The organism is Pseudonocardia sediminis (genome assembly GCF_004217185.1).
GTDB classification, from domain to species: Bacteria; Actinomycetota; Actinomycetes; order Mycobacteriales; family Pseudonocardiaceae; genus Pseudonocardia; species Pseudonocardia sediminis.
Map to the genome: position 1 here is coordinate 352,680 of NZ_SHKL01000001.1, position 19,050 is coordinate 371,729.

Annotated in this window: 20 protein-coding genes, 1 tRNA gene and 1 other RNA gene; 14 read left to right on the top strand and 8 right to left on the bottom strand. The window is 73.0% G+C overall.

Annotated elements, in window-relative coordinates; genetic code table 11:
- The first annotated feature begins 15 nt into the window (after nucleotides 1-15).
- Together benC and EV383_RS01740 are read left to right on the top strand one after the other, a co-directional pair.
- The gene (benC, locus tag EV383_RS01735; RefSeq protein WP_130288283.1) at nucleotides 16-2,850 is read left to right on the top strand and encodes a benzoate 1,2-dioxygenase electron transfer component BenC; all 2,835 of its coding nucleotides are present in this window, start codon (nucleotides 16-18) and stop codon (nucleotides 2,848-2,850) included.
- Nucleotides 2,851-2,909: 59 nt separating this feature from the next.
- Nucleotides 2,910-5,606, top strand: a complete 2,697-nt coding sequence (locus EV383_RS01740; RefSeq protein WP_130288284.1) for a LuxR family transcriptional regulator — start codon at nucleotides 2,910-2,912, stop codon at nucleotides 5,604-5,606.
- Between the two features lie 18 nt (nucleotides 5,607-5,624).
- Here the strand turns inward: EV383_RS01740 and EV383_RS01745 are convergent, their stop codons facing one another.
- Nucleotides 5,625-6,305 carry a class F sortase gene (locus EV383_RS01745; protein WP_130288285.1) on the bottom strand — a complete coding sequence of 227 codons (681 nt, stop codon included), beginning with the start codon at nucleotides 6,303-6,305 and terminating at the stop codon, nucleotides 5,625-5,627.
- Nucleotides 6,306-6,456: 151 nt separating this feature from the next.
- Nucleotides 6,457-7,233 (bottom strand): hypothetical protein, encoded by a 777-nt coding sequence (locus EV383_RS01750; protein WP_207223402.1) that lies wholly within the window; start codon nucleotides 7,231-7,233, stop codon nucleotides 6,457-6,459.
- A gap of 247 nt (nucleotides 7,234-7,480) precedes the next feature.
- Here EV383_RS01750 and EV383_RS01755 point away from each other — a divergent pair, with 247 nt between their 5' ends.
- The 3 genes from EV383_RS01755 (at nucleotide 7,481) to EV383_RS01765 (ending at nucleotide 9,155) form a co-directional block, all read left to right on the top strand.
- On the top strand, nucleotides 7,481-7,732 hold the full coding sequence (locus tag EV383_RS01755; RefSeq protein ID WP_242622846.1) for an ArsR/SmtB family transcription factor: 252 nt from the start codon (nucleotides 7,481-7,483) through the stop codon (nucleotides 7,730-7,732).
- Between the two features lie 103 nt (nucleotides 7,733-7,835).
- Complete coding sequence (locus tag EV383_RS01760; RefSeq protein WP_130288287.1) at nucleotides 7,836-8,498, top strand: cation diffusion facilitator family transporter; 663 nt, start codon at nucleotides 7,836-7,838, stop codon at nucleotides 8,496-8,498.
- An 87-nt stretch (nucleotides 8,499-8,585) separates the two neighbouring features.
- Nucleotides 8,586-9,155: a TIGR03086 family metal-binding protein gene (locus EV383_RS01765; RefSeq protein WP_130288288.1), complete on the top strand. Its 570-nt coding sequence runs from the start codon at nucleotides 8,586-8,588 to the stop codon at nucleotides 9,153-9,155.
- Nucleotides 9,156-9,170: 15 nt separating this feature from the next.
- Here EV383_RS01765 and EV383_RS01770 read toward each other — a convergent pair whose 3' ends face one another.
- Nucleotides 9,171-9,614, bottom strand: coding sequence for an ArsI/CadI family heavy metal resistance metalloenzyme (locus tag EV383_RS01770; protein ID WP_130288289.1), 444 nt, complete (start codon nucleotides 9,612-9,614; stop codon nucleotides 9,171-9,173).
- A gap of 75 nt (nucleotides 9,615-9,689) precedes the next feature.
- Between EV383_RS01770 and EV383_RS01775 the strand changes: the two genes are divergently transcribed.
- The 3 genes from EV383_RS01775 to EV383_RS01785 are packed head-to-tail and all read left to right on the top strand — an operon-like array spanning nucleotide 9,690 to nucleotide 11,514.
- Nucleotides 9,690-10,055: an ArsR/SmtB family transcription factor gene (locus tag EV383_RS01775; RefSeq protein ID WP_130288290.1), complete on the top strand. Its 366-nt coding sequence runs from the start codon at nucleotides 9,690-9,692 to the stop codon at nucleotides 10,053-10,055.
- Nucleotides 10,052-11,116 (top strand): ACR3 family arsenite efflux transporter, encoded by a 1,065-nt coding sequence (arsB, locus tag EV383_RS01780; RefSeq protein ID WP_130288291.1) that lies wholly within the window; start codon nucleotides 10,052-10,054, stop codon nucleotides 11,114-11,116. Before EV383_RS01775 ends, arsB begins: the two co-directional genes overlap by 4 nt.
- The gene (locus tag EV383_RS01785; RefSeq protein ID WP_278044807.1) at nucleotides 11,113-11,514 is read left to right on the top strand and encodes an arsenate reductase ArsC; all 402 of its coding nucleotides are present in this window, start codon (nucleotides 11,113-11,115) and stop codon (nucleotides 11,512-11,514) included. The genes arsB and EV383_RS01785 overlap by 4 nt, the downstream gene beginning before the upstream one ends.
- Before the next feature lie 15 nt (nucleotides 11,515-11,529).
- Here EV383_RS01785 and EV383_RS01790 read toward each other — a convergent pair whose 3' ends face one another.
- Together EV383_RS01790 and EV383_RS01795 are read right to left on the bottom strand one after the other, a co-directional pair.
- The gene (locus tag EV383_RS01790) at nucleotides 11,530-11,913 is read right to left on the bottom strand and encodes a nuclear transport factor 2 family protein (protein ID WP_130288292.1); all 384 of its coding nucleotides are present in this window, start codon (nucleotides 11,911-11,913) and stop codon (nucleotides 11,530-11,532) included.
- A 133-nt stretch (nucleotides 11,914-12,046) separates the two neighbouring features.
- Nucleotides 12,047-12,778 carry a dienelactone hydrolase family protein gene (locus EV383_RS01795; protein ID WP_130288293.1) on the bottom strand — a complete coding sequence of 244 codons (732 nt, stop codon included), beginning with the start codon at nucleotides 12,776-12,778 and terminating at the stop codon, nucleotides 12,047-12,049.
- Nucleotides 12,779-13,037: 259 nt separating this feature from the next.
- On the opposite strand from EV383_RS01795, the gene EV383_RS01800 reads away from it, so the two are divergent.
- Together EV383_RS01800 and EV383_RS01805 are read left to right on the top strand one after the other, a co-directional pair.
- On the top strand, nucleotides 13,038-13,295 hold the full coding sequence (locus tag EV383_RS01800; RefSeq protein ID WP_130288294.1) for a carboxymuconolactone decarboxylase family protein: 258 nt from the start codon (nucleotides 13,038-13,040) through the stop codon (nucleotides 13,293-13,295).
- 51 nt (nucleotides 13,296-13,346) lie between these two features.
- Nucleotides 13,347-13,649, top strand: a complete 303-nt coding sequence (locus EV383_RS01805; protein ID WP_130288295.1) for a carboxymuconolactone decarboxylase family protein — start codon at nucleotides 13,347-13,349, stop codon at nucleotides 13,647-13,649.
- Nucleotides 13,650-13,720: 71 nt separating this feature from the next.
- On the opposite strand, the gene EV383_RS01810 is transcribed toward EV383_RS01805, so the two are convergent.
- Nucleotides 13,721-13,808, bottom strand: a tRNA-Ser gene (locus EV383_RS01810).
- 84 nt (nucleotides 13,809-13,892) lie between these two features.
- Between EV383_RS01810 and ffs the strand changes: the two genes are divergently transcribed.
- Nucleotides 13,893-13,987: signal recognition particle sRNA small type (ffs, locus tag EV383_RS01815), an RNA gene on the top strand.
- A gap of 81 nt (nucleotides 13,988-14,068) precedes the next feature.
- A complete protein-coding gene (locus tag EV383_RS01820; protein ID WP_130288296.1) occupies nucleotides 14,069-16,570 on the top strand; it encodes a DNA polymerase III subunit gamma and tau in 2,502 nt (833 codons plus the stop codon).
- A 30-nt stretch (nucleotides 16,571-16,600) separates the two neighbouring features.
- Here EV383_RS01820 and EV383_RS01825 read toward each other — a convergent pair whose 3' ends face one another.
- Nucleotides 16,601-17,434, bottom strand: coding sequence for an N-acetylmuramoyl-L-alanine amidase (locus EV383_RS01825; RefSeq protein ID WP_130288297.1), 834 nt, complete (start codon nucleotides 17,432-17,434; stop codon nucleotides 16,601-16,603).
- Between the two features lie 124 nt (nucleotides 17,435-17,558).
- Between EV383_RS01825 and EV383_RS01830 the strand changes: the two genes are divergently transcribed.
- Together EV383_RS01830 and recR are read left to right on the top strand one after the other, a co-directional pair.
- The gene (locus EV383_RS01830; RefSeq protein WP_242623392.1) at nucleotides 17,559-17,897 is read left to right on the top strand and encodes a YbaB/EbfC family nucleoid-associated protein; all 339 of its coding nucleotides are present in this window, start codon (nucleotides 17,559-17,561) and stop codon (nucleotides 17,895-17,897) included.
- Nucleotide 17,898: 1 nt separating this feature from the next.
- Nucleotides 17,899-18,516: a recombination mediator RecR gene (gene recR / locus EV383_RS01835; protein WP_130288298.1), complete on the top strand. Its 618-nt coding sequence runs from the start codon at nucleotides 17,899-17,901 to the stop codon at nucleotides 18,514-18,516.
- 146 nt (nucleotides 18,517-18,662) lie between these two features.
- Here the strand turns inward: recR and EV383_RS01840 are convergent, their stop codons facing one another.
- Nucleotides 18,663-18,866, bottom strand: coding sequence for a hypothetical protein (locus EV383_RS01840; RefSeq protein WP_130288299.1), 204 nt, complete (start codon nucleotides 18,864-18,866; stop codon nucleotides 18,663-18,665).
- Between the last annotated feature and the right edge of the window lie 184 nt (nucleotides 18,867-19,050).

Consider the following 19,050-nt stretch of genomic DNA (forward strand, 5'->3'; position numbering starts at 1 on the left):
GAGGGGTGGTAGCCGATGAGTGCCACTGCAACGACGCACAAGGTGGCGCTGTCCTTCGAGGACGGCGTGACACGGTTCGTGAACTGCAAGGAGGGCCAGTCGATCGCCGACGCGTCCTACCGGTCGCGGATCAACATCCCGGTGGACTGCAGCGACGGCGCCTGCGGCACGTGCAAGGCGTTCTGCGAGTCCGGTGAGTACGACGGCGGCAGCTATATCGAGGACGCGCTGTCCGACGACGAGTCGGAGCAGGGCTACCTGCTGGCCTGCCAGGCCAAGCCGCGTTCGGACATGGTCGTGCAGATCGCGACCACCTCGGCCGTGGCCAAGACCAGCGCCGCCACCCACAAGGGCACGGTCACCGCGCTGGACCGGCTCTCCTCCTCGACGGTCGCGCTGACGATCGAGATCCAGGACCGCGACAAGCTGGCGTACCTGCCCGGGCAGTACGTCAACATCGCGGTGCCCGGCACCGACGACACCCGGTCCTACTCGTTCTCCAGCGGTCCGGACGACGAGGCGCTCACGTTCCTGATCAAGATCACCCCGGGCGGGGTGATGTCGGAGTACCTGGACTCGCGGGCGAAGGTCGGCGACGACATCGAGCTGACCGGCCCGCATGGGAGCTTCTTCCTGCGCGAGTCCGACGCCCCGCTGCTGCTGCTCGCCGGCGGCACCGGGCTGGCCCCGATCCTGGCCATCCTGCGCACGCTCGACGCCGCGGAGAGCACGCGTCCGATGCACCTGCTCTACGGCGCCACGACCGACGACGACGTCGTCGAGCTGGACACGGTGCGCGCGCTGGCCGACTCGATCGACGGTCTGACCTGGGACTACTGCGTCGCCGACGAGAACACGTCGTGCCCCAACCAGGGGTACGTCACGGCCCTGATCGAAGAGTCGCACCTGCACGACGGCGACGCCGCGGTGTACCTCTGCGGCCCGCCGCCGATGGTGGAGGCGGTCCGCGGGTTCTTCTCCGAGCAGGACTACGAGCCCTCGGGCTTCTACTACGAGAAGTTCGCCCTGGCCGCGAAGCCGGACGACGAGGCGGGCGAGAAGGCCGACCCGGAGCCGCAGGCTGTAGAGCGTGAGGACGGCCCCGGTACCGAGAGCAGCGCCGGCGGAACGAGAGTCAGCGCCGAGACCGAGGACGGGCCGGTGTCGGAGACGGTCGTCGCGATCCCGTCCGGCGACGGGTCGGCCGAGGACATGCTGACGCTGGGGGGCCGGGAGGGTCGCGCGATCAACGGTCGCGAGGTGCTCCACGTCGCCGATCTCGAGCCGCTGTACGGCACGGGCCGGCCGGAGTCGGTCGGCTCGGAGAACGCCGCCTGGCGGATCAACGGCCAGATGGTCTTCTCCGCGCTCGACCAGGGCGAGGTGACCGAGAGCAGCGCAGGCGGAACGAGCATCCGCACCGACCTCGACCCGGACGACGGGCTGATCGTCGGGGCGGGCCGCAACATCCTGGCCCAGGAGCTGCTGCCGGTCTCCGAGCTGGAGCCGCTGACAGCACCCGCCGCGCCGGGACCGGAGACCCCCGCGGTCACCGACGACACGGTGAGCGACGACGGGTACGTCATCGGCGAGGAGCACCCGTCGATCGACAAGTCGGACGCGATCTTCGACGCCCGCCGGGCCCTGGAGCTCGGGGCGCTGGAGCTGACCGTCGGACGTCTGTCGAACGCCCAGATCGCCGGCTACCGGCTGCTGGCCGAGTCGACGGTGCCCTACGTCGACGTCGAGAACGAGCGGTTCACCGACGCGCACGGCTACACCGAGACCAACGCCGCGTTCCACGACTACCTGTTCACCCTCACCCGCAACGAGCACCTGCTGCGCGCCTACCAGGCGCTCGGGGTGAAGGGGGCGATGGAGGAGACGCTGCGCAACGCGGTGTGGTGCCACCCGTCGTGCGCGCAGGACCACCTCGACATCGTCGACGCGTTCGAGTCCGGGGAGAAGGACGTCGCCCGGCAGCTGATCTCCGACCACGCGGAACGGTCCAAGGAGACGATGCGCCGGGCGATGCGCGACACCCGGGAGTCGCGCCGTCCGCGGTTCGTGACGCCGGGCCGGTTCGCCGGCCAGGTCGTCCTGGTGACCGGGGCCGGGCAGGGGATCGGCGAGCGCGCGGCACGCCGGATCGGCGCCGAGGACGGCACGCTGGTGCTGGCCGACCGCGCCGACACCGTCCACGACCTGGCCTCCGAGCTGGGCCAGGACGGGTGCGACGCGCTGTCCGTCACCGCCGACCTGGAGACCTGGGAGGGCGCGCAGGCCGTCGTCGACGCGGCGATCGAGCGCTACGGGCGGATCGACGTCGCCATCCACACCGTCGGCGGCACGATCTGGGCCAAGCCCTTCGAGCACTACCCGCCGGAGCAGATCCAGGCCGAGATCAACCGGTCGTTGTGGCCGACGATGTGGTGCTGCCGCGCCGTCGTGCCGCACATGATCGAACGGGGCGGGGGCACGATCGTCAACGTGTCGTCGGTGGCGACCCGCGGTCTGAACCGGCTCCCGTACGCGGCGGCGAAGGGCGGGGTCAACGCGATCACCGCGGCGCTGGCGCTGGAGATGGCGCCGCACGGCGTCCGGGTCGTCGCGACCGCCCCCGGCGGGACCGACGCACCTCCGCGCAAGACGCCGCGCGGACCGGCTCCGGAGTCGGAGCAGGAGCAGGACTGGTACCGCACGATCGTCGACCAGACCACCGAGTCGTCGCTGCTCAAGCGCTACGGCACGCTGGACGAGCAGGCGTCGGCGATCACGTTCCTGGCCTCGGAGGAGGCCAGCTACATCACCGGCACCGTCCTGCCCGTGGCCGGCGGCGACCTGGGCTGACCGTGCGCGGATATCGCTGCCAGGGCAGTGATATCCGCGCACGACCGTAGGGTGAGCCGATGGGGGCATCGTCGCTTCGGCTCGTCGACCGGGACGGTGAGCTCGCCCGCCTGCGCCGGCGCGCGCGGCTCGTCGCCGAGGGCGACGGGCCCTCCTCGGTGCTGGTGACGGGCGCGGCGGGGATCGGGAAGACGGCGCTGCTCCAGGTGTTCGCCGGCACCCACGACGGCCCGGTCCTGCGGGCGCGCGGCGCGGACTGGGAGTCCGGACGGTCGTTGGGTGTGCTGTCCCAGCTCCTGCGGTCGGCCGTCCCGCCCGCGGACCCGTTCGGCGCGGCGGCGCTGCTCGTCGACGGCCTGCCGGACGACACCGTCACCGTCGTGGTCGTCGACGACGCGCACGACTCGGATCCGGACTCGCTGCGCGCGCTGTCCACCGCGGTCGCTCACCACCACGGAGCCCGGTTGCTGGTCGTGCTCACGGCCCGGGTCGGCGAGGCATCCGCGACGACGGCGGACCTGCTCACCCGCTCGGCGACCGAGGTGCTCGACGTCGGGCCTCTGGGCCGCCGCGCCGTGGCCGAGCTGGCGGCGGCGCGCCGGCTGCCGCTCTCGGACCGGGCGTCCGCGCGGCTGGCCCGGCACACGGCGGGGATCCCCCGGCACGTCCTCGCGCTGCTCGACGAGATGCCGGTCGAGTCCTGGGGGGAGCCCGACGTCCGGCTCCCGCCTCCGTCCGTGGTGGCCGTCGCGGTGGGGGAGCGCCTCGCCGGGGTGGGTGCGGGAGCCCGGGCGCTCGCCGAGGCCGTCGCCGTCCTCGGCGCGGCCGTCGAGCTGCACGAGGCCGGCGCCCTCGCCGGGATCGACGACCTGTTGGTCCCGCTGGACGAGGCGAGCCGCTCCGGCCTGGTGACCCGGGCCGGCGGGACCCGTCGTCCCACGGCGGTGGCACCGGACCCGATGGTGCGCGCGGCCGTCATCGACGCGCTGGGCCCGGACGCCGCGGCGACGCTGCGCCGCCGGGCGGCCGAGGTCGTCACCGACCCGGTGCGCGGCCTGGAGTACCTGGCGGCCGCGACGCCCGGCCGCGACGCAGAGCTGGCCGACCGGCTCGACGCCCGCGCCCGCACCGAGGCCGACGCGGGCGCCTGGCAGTCGGTCGCCTCACTGCTGCGCGAGGCCGGGCGGCTGACCGAGGACCGGGACCTGCGCGAACAGCGGGTCACCCGGGCCGTCGACGCGATGGTGGGTGCGGGCGACGTGCTCGCCGCCGCGTCGATGATCCCGGTGGTGGAGAGCCTGCGCGAGACGCCGCTGCGCAACGCGGTGCTCGGGTACCTCGCCGTCGTCCTCGGCCGCGCGGGCGAGGCGGAGAACCGGCTCGCCCGGGCGTGGGAGCAGGTCGACGCCCGGTCCGACCCCGGGACCGCCGCGATGATCTGCCAGCGCAATGTGTTGCACGCGCTGGCCCGGTGCCGCGGCGAGGACCTGGTCACCTGGTCCGACCGCACCGCCGAGCTGGTCGGGCCGGACTCGCCGGCCGCGGTCGAGGCGGCCGTGATCCGTGGCCTCGGTCTGGCCTCGGCGGGGCGTCCCGCCGAGGCGGTCGAGCACTACCGCGCGGTGACCGAACGGGTCGACCGCGGAGCCCAGGGGCAGCGGGCCACGATGGGCAAGGGGTGGCTCGACGTCGTCATCGACGAGGTCGACGACGCCCTGCCCGAGCTCGCCTCCGCGGTCCCGACGACGCACCTGGGCGGCTCGTCGCGGATCTCGATGTGGGCGCTGGGCTGGCTGGCGCGGGCGCGGTTCCTGTGCGGGGAGTGGGACCGCGCGCTGGCCACCGTCGAGGAGGGCCGCGCGCTCGGTGAGCGCACCGGGATGGTGCTGGCCGGGCCGTTGCTGGAGTGGACCGCGACCCAGGTGCACGCCCTGCGCGGTGACCGCGACGAGGCCGAGCGCTCCGTCCGTACGGCCGAGTCCGGGGTGCTGGACTACGAGATCATGCGGGTGCCCTGCCTGCTGGCCCGCGCCCAGGTCGGCGAGGCCCGCGCCGACTACGCGCAGGTGCTCCGCGTGCTCGCACCGCTGACCCGGTCCGACCCGGGCAGCGGTATCGACGAGCCCGGCTGGTGGCCGTGGACCGACGTCTACGCGAACGCCCTGGTCATGGAGGGGCGCCTGGACGAGGCCGAGGAGTTCCTGGCCCCGCACGAGACCCGGGCGCTCGACCGCGGGCACCGCTCGACCCGCGCGCGGCTCGGCTACGCGCGCGGGCGTCTGCACGGCGCCCGCGGGGACATCGACGCCGCGCACGCCACGTTCGAGGAGTCGCTGGCGCTGCTCGACGGGTTACCGCTGCGCTACGACCGGGCCCGGATCGCGTTCGCGCACGGCCAGACGCTGCGCCGGGCCGGACGCCGCCGGGACGCCGACGCCGTGCTCACCACCGCCCGCGACCGGTTCGCCTCGCTCGGCGCGGAGGCCTACGTCCTGCGCTGCGGCCGCGAGCTCAAGGCCGGTGGGGTCGTGCACGCCGGCGGAGCGGAGTCCCGGAAGGACGATCGCGGCGTCGCCGACCTCACCCCGCAGGAGACGGCCGTGACCGAGCTGGTCACGCGCGGATTGTCGAACCGTGAGGTCGCCGCCGAGCTGCACGTGTCGACGAAGACGGTGCAGTACCACCTGACCCGGATCTACGGGAAGCTCGGCATCCGCTCCCGCGCCGAGCTCGCGGGGCTCATGTCGGGATCTTGAGCCCCGCCCCGGTCACTCTCAGGAGCGGCTGGAGTCCACCAGATGGGCGAACACGACCGTGTTGTCCTTGTAGCTCCCGGCCGCGGAGTCGAAGGGGCCGCCGCAGGTGATCAGACGCAGTTCGGACCGATTTCCGGTGGCGTATACCTCCTGGGTCGGAAACGAATCCTTCTGGAACGTCCGGACCGAGTCGATCAGAAATGTCGTCGTGACGCCGTCGGCGCGTTTCACGGTGACATTCTGGCCGGGGGTGAGGCGGGCGAGGTCGAAGAAGACCGAGGGGCCGTTCGCGGCCGAGTCGACGTGTCCGATGATGATCGACGGTCCGAGCTCGCCGGGGGTCGCCGATGCGCGGTACCAGGCGGCCTGGTCGTAGAGCGGACCCGGAGCGGGGACCTCGAGCGTGCCGTCGGGGTTGAGGCCGACCGGGTTCACCGGAGAGCTCACCCCGATCTCGGGGATGGCGATCGACGCGGGCGGCGAGGCCGGGAGGAGCTCACCGACCGGCTTGGCCGACGCCGGGAACGAGCCGACGATCCCGGGAGCGACGGGGACCCCCGCGGCGGCGGTGGGCTCGGGGGCCGACTGCTGGTTCAGCAGCGCGAAGCCGACCAGGGCGACGCCGACCACGGCGAGCACGGCCGCGAAGAGGAGCGCGAGCCGGCGTCTGCGGCGTGGGGCGGGTGTGTCGCCGGTCATCGGCCGACTCCGTTCAGCTGGGGTCTGACGTGAGGGTCTTCGTGTGCGCGGGCACCGGCGGTTCGGCAGTGGGGCGGATCTGCGCGGGGCCGGACGTGCCACGGGCCCCGTCGATCGGCGTGGTGCCGTTCGACGGGGCCCGTGTGGGAGATCAGCTGCGCGAGCCGGCGCGGCGGCGGGAGACCGCCACGGCTCCGGCGGCACCCAGCAGGAGCACGCCACCGGCCACGATCAGGCCGGAGTCCTCGATACCGGAGGTGCTGCCGCCACCGGTCTCGACGCCACCGGAGGGCATCGGCATGTCACCGGACTTGGTGTTCACCACGATGGTGGCGATACCGATGACGGTGCCGCCCTTGAGCGCGTCGGTGGAGAAGGCGCCGTTCAGGGCCTCGGCCGCACCCGAGTTCAGGGTGACCGTGGTGCCGGTCAGGGTGGCGGTGCCGGCGGACGAGTCCACCGAGATCGGCTTCAGGGTCGAGCCGTTGAGGTCGAACAGCGTCGTCGACTCGGCGACGACCTTGCCGCCCGCGCTGACGCGGCCGGTCAGGATGGCCGGGTCGCCCGGGTCGATGACGAAGTTGTCGAGGGTGACCTTGGTGTCGCCCTTGGTCAGCGTCAGGCCGGAGCCCTCGTGCTTGATGCTGCCCTGGACGTAGGGGTTCACGTCGCCCGGCTTGTAGACGGTGACGTTACCACCGGTGATCGGGAAGCTGGCCGAGCCGTCGGCGATCTTCGCGTTGCCCGACGGGCCGGGGGCCACACCGAGCGAACCGAGCGCCTCGACGAAGCCGGAGTCGAGCTTCACCGAGGTGGACTGACCGGTGAGGTTGGTGATGGTGGCGACCGGGGGCGGGGTCTCCTGGGCGTTGGCGACACCGGCACCGAGGCCGGTGACCGCTGCCGCGACGAGACCGATCGTGGCCATGCCGACCACACGTCGAACGGAACGCATCATTGCCGATTCTCCTTGAGCGCCGAGGGTCTCCGAGTTTGTTCTCGGCGACCGTGCACCCTGCATTCGCAGGCCGGTTGCAGAACGGTTCGGATCAATTTTCGGGGAGATTTCCGAGCCCGGATCCCGTTGTCCTGCATCGAGCAGATGTGTACGGAACGTGATCATCGCTCGTGGCCCGCGCCGATCCAGCATCGCTGTACGCCGCTATCATCGTCGCATGACGATGGATTGCTGCGGGCCGGACGTGACCCCTGCCGTCGCGTTGTTTCGGTCGCTGGCCGACCCGACACGACTGGCCATCGTGTCCCGGCTGGTCGAGGAGGAGGCGCGGGTGGTGGACCTGACCCGCCGGCTCGGGCTGGCGCAGTCCACCGTCTCCCGGCACCTCGCCTGCCTGCGGGACTGTCATCTGGTCGACTTCCGTACCGAGGGACGCCAGTCGTACTACCGCCGACCCGGCCGGAGCTGATCGACCTGCTGCGCAGCGCCGAGCGGGTGCTGGCCGAGACCGGCAGTGCGGTCGCGCTCTGCCCCGTCTACGGCGAACCGGTCGTGGCCGCGCGGGACGCGTCGTGACCGCGGCGCTCACCGACGACCGCCGGGCCGTCCTGTCCCGGCGGATCCGCCTGCTGGTCGCCGTGACGATCAGCTACAACGTCGTCGAGGCGGTCGTCGCGATCTCGGCCGGCACGGTCGCGTCGTCGGTGGCCCTGATCGGGTTCGGGCTGGACTCGGTGATCGAGGTCGGCTCGGCCGCCGCGGTGGCCTGGCAGTTCTCCGGTCCGGACCCGCAGCGGCGGGAGCGGACGGCGCTGCGGGTGATCGCCTGGTCGTTCTTCGCCCTGGCCGCCTACGTGGGCGCCGAGGCGGTGCGCGCGCTGCTGGGCGCGGGGGAGGCGGAGCGCTCGACCGTCGGAATCGTGCTGGTCGCCGTCAGCGTCGCGGTGATGCCGTTCCTGTCCTGGGCGCAGCGCCGGGCGGGCCGCGAGCTCGGGTCGGCCAGCGCCGTCGCGGACTCGAAGCAGACCCTGCTGTGCACGTACCTGTCGGCCGCGGTGCTCGTCGGCCTGGTCCTCAACGCCTCCCTCGGCTGGTGGTGGGCCGACCCCGTCGCCGGTCTGGCCCTGGCCGTCCTCGCGGTGCGGGAGGGCCGTAACGCCTGGCGGGGGGACCTGTGCTGCGCCCCGGCCGCGCCGCGGTCCTGTGACGACGCCTGCTGTTCCGGGAATCCGTGACGTCATCAACCGATGAGTTGAGTACGGGGGCGCGGTCTGCCCTCTCGACAGCATCCGCATCCGTTCCACCCGAGGAGGGCGATCGACGTGATCGCGAACCAGACCCCCGCCGACGAGTACCGCGAGATCGCCGGCCGCTTCACCGCGCTCGTCGAGGGCGTTCCCGACGACGCCACGTGGGACCGCCCGTCGCCCGTCCCCGAGTGGGCCGCGCGCGACGTCGTCGACCACCTCGTCACCTGGTTCCCCGGCTTCCTCTCCGGCGGCGCCGACGTCACGCTCCCGCAGGGGCCGCCGGTGTCCGACGACCCGGTCGCGGCCTGGCGGACCATGAGCGACGGCGTCCAGGCCGTCCTCGACGACCCGGCGTCGGCGGAGAAGATGCTGGTCAACCCGCACATCGGCGAGGTGCCCCTGCCGCGGGCGATCGCGCAGTTCTTCACCGGCGACGTCTTCCTGCACACCTGGGACCTCGCCCGCGCCACCGGTCAGGACGAGACGCTCGACCCGCAGCGCTGCGCGATGATGCTGGAGGGCATGGCGCCGCTCGACGAGATCCTGCGCTCCAGCGGGCAGTACGGCCCGAAGGTCGACGTCGGTGACGACGCCGACGTGCAGACCAGGCTGCTCGCGTTCATCGGCCGCGACCCGCGCTGACCCGGCGCGGGCCGATCAGCCAGGGACGCCGCACTCGCACGGGCCGGTCGCGGCGGGCGTGATGCCGACGGGATGGACCGACGTCGCGTCGGGGGCGTCGGCCTTGACCGTGTAGACCTCCCACGGCTCGGCGCCCGGCCCGTGCACCCAGACCTTGTCCTGCAACGCATAGCAGCAGGTGGTGTCGTTCTCGACCTGGGTGAACAGGCCCAGTTCGGAGAGCCGGTCGGTGGCCTCGCCGACCTCGGCCGTCGTCCCGACCTCGACGCCGAGGTGGTCCATCGCGGTCGGCCGGCCGGCGTCGCCCTGGATGAGGACGAGCTTGAGCGGCGGGTCGGCGACGGCGAAGTTCGCGTAGCCGGGACGGGTCTTGGCCGGCTCGACGCCGAACAGGGACCGGTAGAACGCGATCGAGGCGTCGAGGTCGGACACCCGTAGTGCGAGCTGGATCCGGGACATGGCGGTCACTCCTTGTTTCGACGACGGTCGAGACACGAGGTTGTGCTTTGTTTCGACGGCTGTCAAGGTAGACGTATGTCGAATCAAGGTCGCGTGACCGCCGACGTCGAGTGCTGCTCGCCGCTGGTGCGCGAGCCGCTGTCCTCGGACCAGGCGGTCGAGCTGTCGCGGTTGTTCAAGGCCATGGGCGACCCGGTCCGTCTCCGCCTGCTGTCGTTGATCGCCTCGCACGCCGGGGGCGAGGCGTGCGTGTGCGACCTGACCGGCGTGTTCGACCTGTCCGGCCCGACGATCAGCCACCACCTCAAGGTGCTGCGCGAGGCCGGTCTGATCGCGGGGGAGCGGCGCGGGACCTGGGTCTACTACCGGGTGCAGCCCGAGGCGCTGAGCCGCCTGTCGGCCGTCCTGGTGCCCGACGACGCCACCGTGGCCGGCTCGTGAGCACGCGGACCGACGCTCCGGCCGTCGTCGCCCGGCTCTCACGCCTGGACCGCTTCCTGCCGGTGTGGATCCTGCTCGCGATGGCCGTCGGCCTCCTCGGCGGACGGTTCGTCCCCGGTCTGGGCCCGGCGCTGGACGGGGTGGCGCTGGGCGGGGTCTCGCTCCCGATCGCGCTCGGCCTGCTGATCATGATGTACCCGGTGCTGGCCAAGGTCCGCTACGACCGCCTCGACACCGTCACCGGTGACCGGCGGCTGATGGTGGCCTCGCTGGTGCTGAACTGGGTCCTCGGTCCGGCGCTGATGTTCGCGCTCGCCTGGCTGCTGCTGCCGGACCTGCCCGAGTACCGGACCGGCCTGATCATCGTCGGGCTCGCCCGCTGCATCGCGATGGTCATCATCTGGAACGACCTGGCCTGCGGCGACCGGGAGGCGGCCGCCGTCCTGGTCGCGCTGAACTCGGTGTTCCAGGTGTTCGCCTTCGCCGCGCTGGGCTGGTTCTACCTCGACGTGCTGCCCGGGTGGCTGGGTCTGCCGCAGACCGACCTGGACGTCTCGCCCTGGCAGATCGCCGGGTCGGTGCTGATCTTCCTGGGGATCCCGCTGGTCGCCGGCTACCTGTCCCGGCGGATCGGCGAGCGCACGAAGGGCCGCGACTGGTACGAGTCCCGGTTCCTGCCCCGCATCGGCCCGTTCGCGCTCTACGGGCTGCTGTTCACCATCGTGATCCTGTTCGCGCTGCAGGGTGAGGCGATCACCTCCCGCCCGCTCGACGTCGTGCGCATCGCGCTCCCGCTGCTCGCCTACTTCGCGATCATGTGGGCCGGGTCCTACGCTACCGGCCGCGCGATCGGCCTCGGCTACGAGCGCACCACGACGCTGGCGTTCACCGCGGCCGGCAACAACTTCGAGCTGGCCATCGCGGTCGCCATCGCCACCTTCGGCGTGACGTCCGGTCAGGCGCTGGCCGGCGTCGTCGGGCCGCTGATCGAGGTCCCGGTCCTGGTCGCCCTCGTCTACGTCTCCCTCGCCGCCCGCCGACGCTGGAAGGACCCCGCGTGACCCCCGAGGTGCTGTTCGTCTGCGTCCACAACGCCGGCCGGTCCCAGATGGCCGCGGCCCTGCTCGAGCACCACGCCGCCGGGACGGTCGTCGTGCGCTCGGCCGGATCGGCGCCCGCGGAGTCGATCAACCCGGCCGTGCGCGCCGTCATGGCCGAGATCGGCCTGGACCTGTCGCGGAAGTACCCCAGGCCCCTGACCGACGACGCCGTCCGCGCCGCCGACGTCGTGATCACGATGGGGTGCGGCGACGCCTGCCCGGTGTACCCCGGCAAGCGCTACCTGAACTGGGAGCTCACCGACCCGGCCGGGAAGCCCGCCGAGGCGGTCCGCCCGATCCGCGACGACATCGACGCCCGGGTCCGCGCCCTGCTCGCCGAACTGGTCCCGGCCGGGTAGCCGAGGTGGGTACGGTCAGAACATCCCGTTGTCGTTGGCCGACGTGGCGGGGATGACCTGCAGGACGTCCCAGTGCTCGACGACCCTGCCGTGGTCGTCCACGCGGAAGATGTCGATCCCGGCGTAGTCGTCGCCGCCCGGCCAGGTCTGGTGGCAGTGCAGGACGACCAGGTCGTCCTCGGCGACGGTGCGGACGAACCGCACGTGCTTGCCGGGGTACTCGGCGGCCATGCGCTCGAAGTAGTCGACGAAGGCCTGCTTGCCGTCGGCGACGTGCACGTTGTGCTGGGTGTAGGTGTCCCCGGCGTAGCGCTCGAGCGCCTCCGCCGGCCTGGACTCGTTGAACATCATGTCGTAGAACGCCCGGACGTTGTCCTTGTTGCGCTGCAGGTCGGCCATGGGGGTCGTCTCACCTTCGGTGGTGTGGCGGCACGGGTTCCGACGCACCAACCGCGCCGGAAACGCCCGTATTCCGCCGCCCGCATTCATGAGGGGCCGCCGGACCGGACGCCACCGGCCCGGCGGCCGGGGTTCACCGCAGGTGCCGGGCGAGGAACCGGTCGGCTTCCTCCCCTGCGAACCGCGGGACGCCGGTGTGTCCGCCCATGTTGGCGTGCAACGTCTTCTCCGTGCTGCCGAGGGCGTCGAACAGGTCCAGCGCCGCCTGACGGTCGTTGCCCTCGTCGTCCCACTGCAGCAGGACCTGCAGCGGGACGGTGACCCGCCGGGCGTCGTCGAACAGGGCACGGGGCACGTAGCTCCCGGCGAACAGGACGGCGGCCGCGATGCGCGGCTCGACCACCGCCAGCCGGATGCCGACGGAGATGATCCCTCCGGCGAACCCGACCGGACCGTCGATCCCGGGCAGGGCCAGGAGGGCGTCCAGGACGGCCCGCCACTCCGGGACCGCCCGCTCGACCAGCGGGAGGACGAGCCGGGCGACGATGTCGTCGTCGACGGGCCCGCCGGCCCCGATCGCTCGCCGCAGGTCCGCGCGGGCCTCCTCGGCGGCGGCGTCCCGGGGCCGGTCGCCGCTCCCGGGGAGCTCGATGGTGGCCGCGGCGAAGCCCTCCGCCACCGACTGCCGGGCCCGGGCCAGCAGGCGGGGGTACATCGCGTTCAGCCCGCCGGGATGGCCGAGCAGGATCAGCGGCGTCGGTGCAGTGGCGGACCCGGGCGTCCAGAGGATGCCGGGGATCTCGCCGAGGGTGAACTCGCGTTCGTCAACGCCGTCGTCGAGGCGTCGTTCTGAGGTGAATCGCATGGTCGTGCCCTTCGGGAGTGCCGGTGCGGCGCTCCCGGACGACCTATCGCCCGACCGTGACCCCGGAGGGGAGCACCCCTGTCGAAACTGCGTCCACGGGTACCACCTCCTTGTCTCGCACGGCGCCGGAAAGCTAGCAGCGCTCACCGTGGCGGGCCAACGGATATCCGCTTCTCCCGGCACAGCCGTACCGTCGATCGGACGTCGATCGGACGTCGATCGGACGTCGATCGGACGTCGATCCACAGGAGGTTCCCTCATGGCGCGCATCCCACTCGTCGCCCCGGACGATCCCGACGTCGATCCCGCGGCGACGGCGCTGCTGCAGGCGGCGTCGAAGGCCCGCCCCGGGGCGGGGGTGCTCAACGTCTACAAGGCGCTGGCCAACCACCCGGCAGCGCTGCAGAAGTTCCTGGAGTTCGCCAACGTCGTGTACTTCGAGAACTCGATGCCGGACGCGAAGACCCGCGAGCTGCCCTACCTGACCTCGGCGGTCGCGAACAACTGCTTCTATTGAACGCCGACCCACTTGGTGCTCGGTCGAGCATCCGGACTGACCGACGAACAGATGTCGCACCTGCTCGACGACCCCCTGCCGGAGGGCATGTTCACCCCGGCGGAAGAGGCGATCATCGTCTACGCGCGCACCTCGACGTGGTTCCAACCGATCACCGACGAGATCTGGAACAACCTGCGCGCCCACTTCACCGAGAAGCAGTGCATGGAGATCTCGTTCACCGTCGGCCTCGACCAGCTGGTGAGCCGTTTCCACGCCACCGTGCAGACCGACGTCGACGCCGTCACCACCGATCAACTCACGGGGTCGTGTCCGGTGGCGTTGCCGCCCCCTCCGGGGCCGACGCCGCCCTAGCCGCCCGGGTGCGCTGACGACGAACGCCGCGCCACCCTCGTCGGGTGTGCGCGGCGTCCGTGGTGTTCGTGTGGCGGAGGATAGGGGATTCGAACCCCTGAGGGATTGCTCCCAACACGCTTTCCAAGCGTGCGCCCTAGGCCACTAGGCGAATCCTCCGCAGAGGAGCCTACCGGCCGGGTCGGCGCGCCCCGCCCGGCCCCCTGGGTCGTGTCAGGGCCGGGGTGGGGTCGCTACACTGTCTGCGGACCCCGCGCGGCGTCCATCCTGTGAACTCCCCCAGGGCCGGAAGGCAGCAAGGGTCAACGGGCTCTGGCGGGTGCGCGGGGTCCCCTTCGTGTCCGGGACCCCTCATCGCCAGGGCCGGAGTTCCGGTCCGGCCTCGAACACTGTCGGTCCCCCTCGGTAGCCTCGCGAGCGTGGCACTGGCTCTGTACCGGAAGTACCGCCCGGCCAAGCTCGCCGAGGTGGTGGGGCAGGAACACGTCACCGAACCCCTGTCGACGGCTCTGACCGCGGGGCGGATCAACCACGCGTACCTGTTCTCCGGGCCCCGCGGCTGCGGCAAGACGTCCTCGGCCCGGATCCTCGCCCGCTCGCTGAACTGCGTGCAGGGCCCCACACCGGAACCGTGCGGCGTCTGCGACTCCTGCATCGCGCTCGCCCCGGAGGGCTCCGGCTCGATCGACGTCGTCGAGCTCGACGCGGCCTCGCACGGTGGCGTCGAGGACGCTCGTGAGCTGCGGGACCGGGCCTTCTACGCCCCGGCCGAGTCGCGCTACCGGGTGTTCATCGTCGACGAGGCGCACATGGTCACGACGCAGGGCTTCAACGCCCTGCTCAAGATCGTGGAGGAGCCGCCGGACCACCTGGTCTTCATCTTCGCCACCACCGAGCCGGAGAAGGTGCTGCCGACGATCCGGTCGCGCACGCACCACTACCCGTTCCGGCTGATCCCGCCGGGCACCATGCGGTCGCTGCTGGAACGGATCTGCGGCGAGGAGGGCGTGACCGTCGCCCCGCCGGTGTTCCCGCTGGTCATCCGGGCCGGTGGCGGCTCCGCCCGGGACACGCTCTCGGTGCTCGACCAGCTCCTCGCCGGGGCCGGGCCGGACGGCGTCACCTACGAGCGCGCGGTCGCCCTGCTCGGCGTCACCGACGCGGCACTGATCGACGACACGGTGGACGCGCTGGCCGCCGGCGACGGCGCGGCCGTCTACCAGGCGGTGGACCGGCTGGTCGAGGCCGGACACGACCCCCGCCGCTTCGCCTCGGACCTGCTGCAGCGCCTGCGTGACCTGATGCTCGTGCAGGCCGTGCCGGAGGCCGCGGAGCGCGGGCTGGTCGACGGGGCGGAGGACGAGCTGTCCCGGATGGCCGACCAGGCCTCCCGTCTCGGCGCCGCGACACTCGCCCGCTACGGCGAGATCGTGCACAGCGGGCTGATCGAGATGCGCGGCGCGACGGCGCCCCGGCTGCTGCTGGAGCTGCTCTGCGCGCGGATGCTGCTGCCCGCGGCGACGACGACGGACGCGGGCCTGCTGGAGCGTCTCGAGCGCATCGAGCGGCGCAACGCGATCGCGCCCGAGCCCGGCGCCAGCGGTGGTGACGCCGAGCCGGTGAAGCGGGCGTTCGTGCGCCCGACCGAGCGGGGCGCCGCACAACCGGCGGCCACCGGGTCCGAGAGCGGGCAGGCCCCGCGTGAGCAGGCCGGTCGCGAGCAGGCCGCACCGCCGCGGGAGCAGCCCGCCCCCGCGCGTGAGCAGACGCCACGTGAGCAGGCGCCGCGCGAGCAGGCTGCGCCGGCGCGTCCGCCCGCGGCGGCCGCGGAACGGCCGGCTGCGGCGGCGGACTCCGGCGCGACCGGGTCCGGGTCGGGTCCTTCCGTGGCGGCCGGCGATGCGTCGGGCGGCGGAGCGCGCCGCGCCGAGGCGGAGGACTCCGAGCAGGAGGCCGCCACCGCCGAGCCGAGTCGGCCCTCGGCGGACGACCTACCCCCGCAGGTGGCTGCGGCCGCCGCGAGCCCGGGAGCTGCAGCCCCGAGCACGACGACGCCGCAGCGACCTCCGACCGAGCGGCCGCAACCGCGGGCCCAGCAGCCGGAATCGCACCCGACCGAGCGCTCCACGACCGAGCGCCCCACGACCGAGCGCCCCACGACCGAGCGCCCCACGACCGAGCGCCCGGCGACCGAGCGCCCGGCATCGCAGGGCGGCGCGCCGATCGAGCCCGTGCCGGAGAACGGCCCGGCCGAACCCGCCGAGCCGGCACCGGTGGCGTCGTCGCTGGACGCGGCCGCGGTGCGACGGGTGTGGCCGGAGATCCTTGCCGCGGCACGTCAGCGCAGCCGCAGTACCGAGGCGTTGCTGGTCAACGCGACCGTGCGTGCCGTCGACGGCGACATGCTCGTCCTGACGATCGGGTCCGCCCCGCTCGCCCGGCGGCTGTCCGAGCCGCGCAACACCGACGTGATCGTCGACTCGCTGCGGGCCGTGCTCGGCGTGCAGTGGCGCGTCCGGTGCGACCAGGGCGACGCCGGTGGCGCCGCCCCGGCGCGGCCCGCCCGCGCCGAGCGACCGGCTCCGCAGCGTCCCGCGCCGCAGCGCCCGTCGCGGTCCGAGGGCGAGGGCGGGGACACGCCGCAGGCCCCGCCGCCGGCGCCGGGGGACCGGGCACCGGACCGGGTGGTCCCGCAGCGACGCAGCCAGGCGGCCGGTCGCCGGCCGTCGTCGGACGGCGGGGAGCCGCTGCCGCCGGAGCCGCCGCCGGAGGACGCCCCGCCCGACCGCGACGACGAGGAGTCGATGATGGCCGAGGCCGCCGCCGACGCCGGGAGCGGCGCCACACGCCGCGATCCCGAGGTCGCGGCGATGGAGCTGCTCAGCAACGAGCTCGGCGCGAAAGCGTTCGAGCAGCGCTGATCCCCGGTCGGTCCCCGGGGTCCGGCGGCCTCAGCGGCCGAGGAACGCCAGGATCCCGGCCGTGATCGCCGTGGCATAACGCTCCCGGCCGGCCGGGGAGGACACCAGCTCCGCCTCGGCGGGGTTGCGCATGTTCGCGCACTCCACCAGGGCCGTGGGCACGGTCGCGGTGTTCAGCCCGCCCAGGTCCTCGCGTCCGTCGAGCCCCTTCGTCCCGATGTAGTCGGCCGGGGCGAACCGGCCCTTCTGCATCGCGTCGCGCAGGTCGGTCGCCAGCGTGCGGGCCGGGCCGGACTGGGCGGCGTTGAGCGGCGGGTCGGCGTAGGCGACGTGGAAGCCACGTCCCTTCGGTGCCGCGCCGTCGGCGTGCAGGGACACCGCGGCCGCGGCCTTCGCCTTCGCGCCGGCATCGCCCCGCTCGTCGACGCACGGCCCGACGCCGCGGTCGTCGGGCCGGGTGAGCACGACGGTGACCCCCTTCGCCTGCAGCTGCTTCCGCACCCGCTGCGCGAGGTCCCAGGTGAACGCGTGCTCGGCGTACCCGGCGTCGGTGGACGTGCCGGTCGTGTTGCACGGCTTGGTGCCGCCGCGGCCGTCCGGGACCTTGCGGTTGATCGTTTTCGTCGCGCCGGCGTTGCCGCCGTTGTGCCCGGGGTCGAGCAGGACGACCGGCGCCGCCGCCGCGGTGGGCGTCCGGGCAGGGGTCGCGGTGGCCGCGGTGCGGGCGACGGTCGTCGCCGGGAGGTCGGACGTCGTGGCGGACACGGGCGTCGGTGCGGGTGCGGTGGACCCGGCACCGGCACACCCGGCGCACAGGGCGGTACCGGCCAGCAGGGCGGCGGCGATGCGGAGCGGGGCGGACACGGGCGACACCCTGGCACGGCTACCCTGGCGCCAGGCCCCGTCGCGTCGGCCGTGTCGGGAATTCGTTCCCACGTGGCACCGGCGTCCCGACGGGCGTGAGCAGTTCGTCGAAGCGAGGAGTCCCCTGGTGGAACCGGGTCAGCCCGACATGCAGATGATCCTGCAGCAGGCGCAGAAGATGCAGCAGCAGCTGCAGCAGGCGCAGGCCGAACTGGCCACCGCCGAGGTCACCGGCCAGGCCGGCAACGGCCTCGTCGAGGTCACGATCACGGCGCAGCTCGAGCCGCGCGGGGTCAAGATCGACCCGAAGGTCGTCGACCCCGAGGACGTCGAGACCCTGCAGGACCTCGTCGCCGGGGCCCTGCAGGACGCCGTCCGCGCCGCGCAGGCGCTGCAGGCCGAGAAGATGGGCCCGCTCGCCGGAGGCATGGACATGGGCGGCCTGGGCCTGCCGGGCGCCTGAGGTGTTCGAGGGGCCGGTCCAGGACCTGATCGACGAGCTGGGTCGGCTGCCCGGAGTCGGGCCGAAGAGCGCCCAGCGGATCGCGTTCCATCTGCTGGCCGCCGACGCGGCCGACATCTCCCGCCTGCAGGAGGTCCTGCAGACGGTCAAGCAGGGTGTGCAGTTCTGCGAGGTGTGCGGCAACGTCGCGGCCGACTCGCGCTGCCGCTACTGCGCCGACGCCCGGCGCGACCCGACGCTGGTGTGTGTCGTCGAGGAGCCCAAGGACGTCCTCGCCGTCGAGCGGACCCGCGAGTTCAAGGGCCGCTACCACGTGCTGGGCGGGGCGCTGGACCCGTTGGCCGGGATCGGCCCGGACACGCTGCGGATCCGTGAGTTGCTGACCCGCCTGGGCGGCACCGGCCCGGCCCCGGACGAGACCGACATCTCCGAGGTCATCATCGCCACCGACCCCAACACCGAGGGCGAGGCGACCGCGACCTACCTGGTCCGGCTGCTGCGCGACTTCCCGGGGCTGAGCGTCACCCGGCTCGCGTCCGGCCTGCCGATGGGTGGCGACCTCGAGTTCGCCGACGAGATGACGCTCGGTCGCGCCCTCGCCGGCCGCCGGGTCCTCTGAGTCGGGCCCGGACACACGGGCCCGGACACACGGAAAGCCGGCCCCGCCCATGGGCGCGGCCGGCCGATCGGCGCAACAACCCCCCGTCGCGGCGCCGGTCCTCTCCACCCGCTGTTCGTGCGGTCAACGTGTCGTGCGGTCGAGCGTCAGTCGGTGTCCTCGTCGGCCCAGGCGTCGACGTAGTAGCGACGGTGACCCCGTGGCTGCTGACGCTGCTCCCAGCTGATCCGGCGCTCGGCGGCGATCCGGCGCCAGGCCCGGCGCTGTGCCGAGTCGACGACCCCGATCACGATGCCGGTCATCACGAGGACGGCCAGGCCGATCACCACCAGCATGATCAGTCCGGTCATGGGGACCACCTGCCCTGGCCCGCCCCCGGGGACTTCCCGGCCCGGTGGACCTCCGGTGCGCGGTGCGAACGGTGACTGCGGATCATCACTTTCTCCTTCTGCTCGTCGTGCCCGTGACGGACCTGCGGCGAGCCCGCGGAGTGTGATCGCGGTCTCTGGCCCGCCTATGGGTAGAGTGCCGGAC

What these genes read in the sequence shown, in the direction of transcription:
- benC (WP_130288283.1), top strand. Translation starts at nt 16, where the DNA reads ATGAGTGCCACTGCAACGACGCACAAGGTGGCGCTGTCCTTCGAGGAC.
- EV383_RS01740 (WP_130288284.1), top strand. Translation starts at nt 2,910, where the DNA reads ATGGGGGCATCGTCGCTTCGGCTCGTCGACCGGGACGGTGAGCTCGCC.
- EV383_RS01745 (WP_130288285.1), bottom strand. Translation starts at nt 6,305, where the DNA reads ATGACCGGCGACACACCCGCCCCACGCCGCAGACGCCGGCTCGCGCTC.
- EV383_RS01750 (WP_207223402.1), bottom strand. Translation starts at nt 7,233, where the DNA reads ATGGCCACGATCGGTCTCGTCGCGGCAGCGGTCACCGGCCTCGGTGCC.
- EV383_RS01755 (WP_242622846.1), top strand. Translation starts at nt 7,481, where the DNA reads ATGACGATGGATTGCTGCGGGCCGGACGTGACCCCTGCCGTCGCGTTG.
- EV383_RS01770 (WP_130288289.1), bottom strand. Translation starts at nt 9,614, where the DNA reads ATGTCCCGGATCCAGCTCGCACTACGGGTGTCCGACCTCGACGCCTCG.
- EV383_RS01775 (WP_130288290.1), top strand. Translation starts at nt 9,690, where the DNA reads ATGTCGAATCAAGGTCGCGTGACCGCCGACGTCGAGTGCTGCTCGCCG.
- EV383_RS01790 (WP_130288292.1), bottom strand. Translation starts at nt 11,913, where the DNA reads ATGGCCGACCTGCAGCGCAACAAGGACAACGTCCGGGCGTTCTACGAC.
- EV383_RS01795 (WP_130288293.1), bottom strand. Translation starts at nt 12,778, where the DNA reads ATGCGATTCACCTCAGAACGACGCCTCGACGACGGCGTTGACGAACGC.
- EV383_RS01800 (WP_130288294.1), top strand. Translation starts at nt 13,038, where the DNA reads ATGGCGCGCATCCCACTCGTCGCCCCGGACGATCCCGACGTCGATCCC.
- EV383_RS01805 (WP_130288295.1), top strand. Translation starts at nt 13,347, where the DNA reads ATGTCGCACCTGCTCGACGACCCCCTGCCGGAGGGCATGTTCACCCCG.
- EV383_RS01840 (WP_130288299.1), bottom strand. Translation starts at nt 18,866, where the DNA reads ATGACCGGACTGATCATGCTGGTGGTGATCGGCCTGGCCGTCCTCGTG.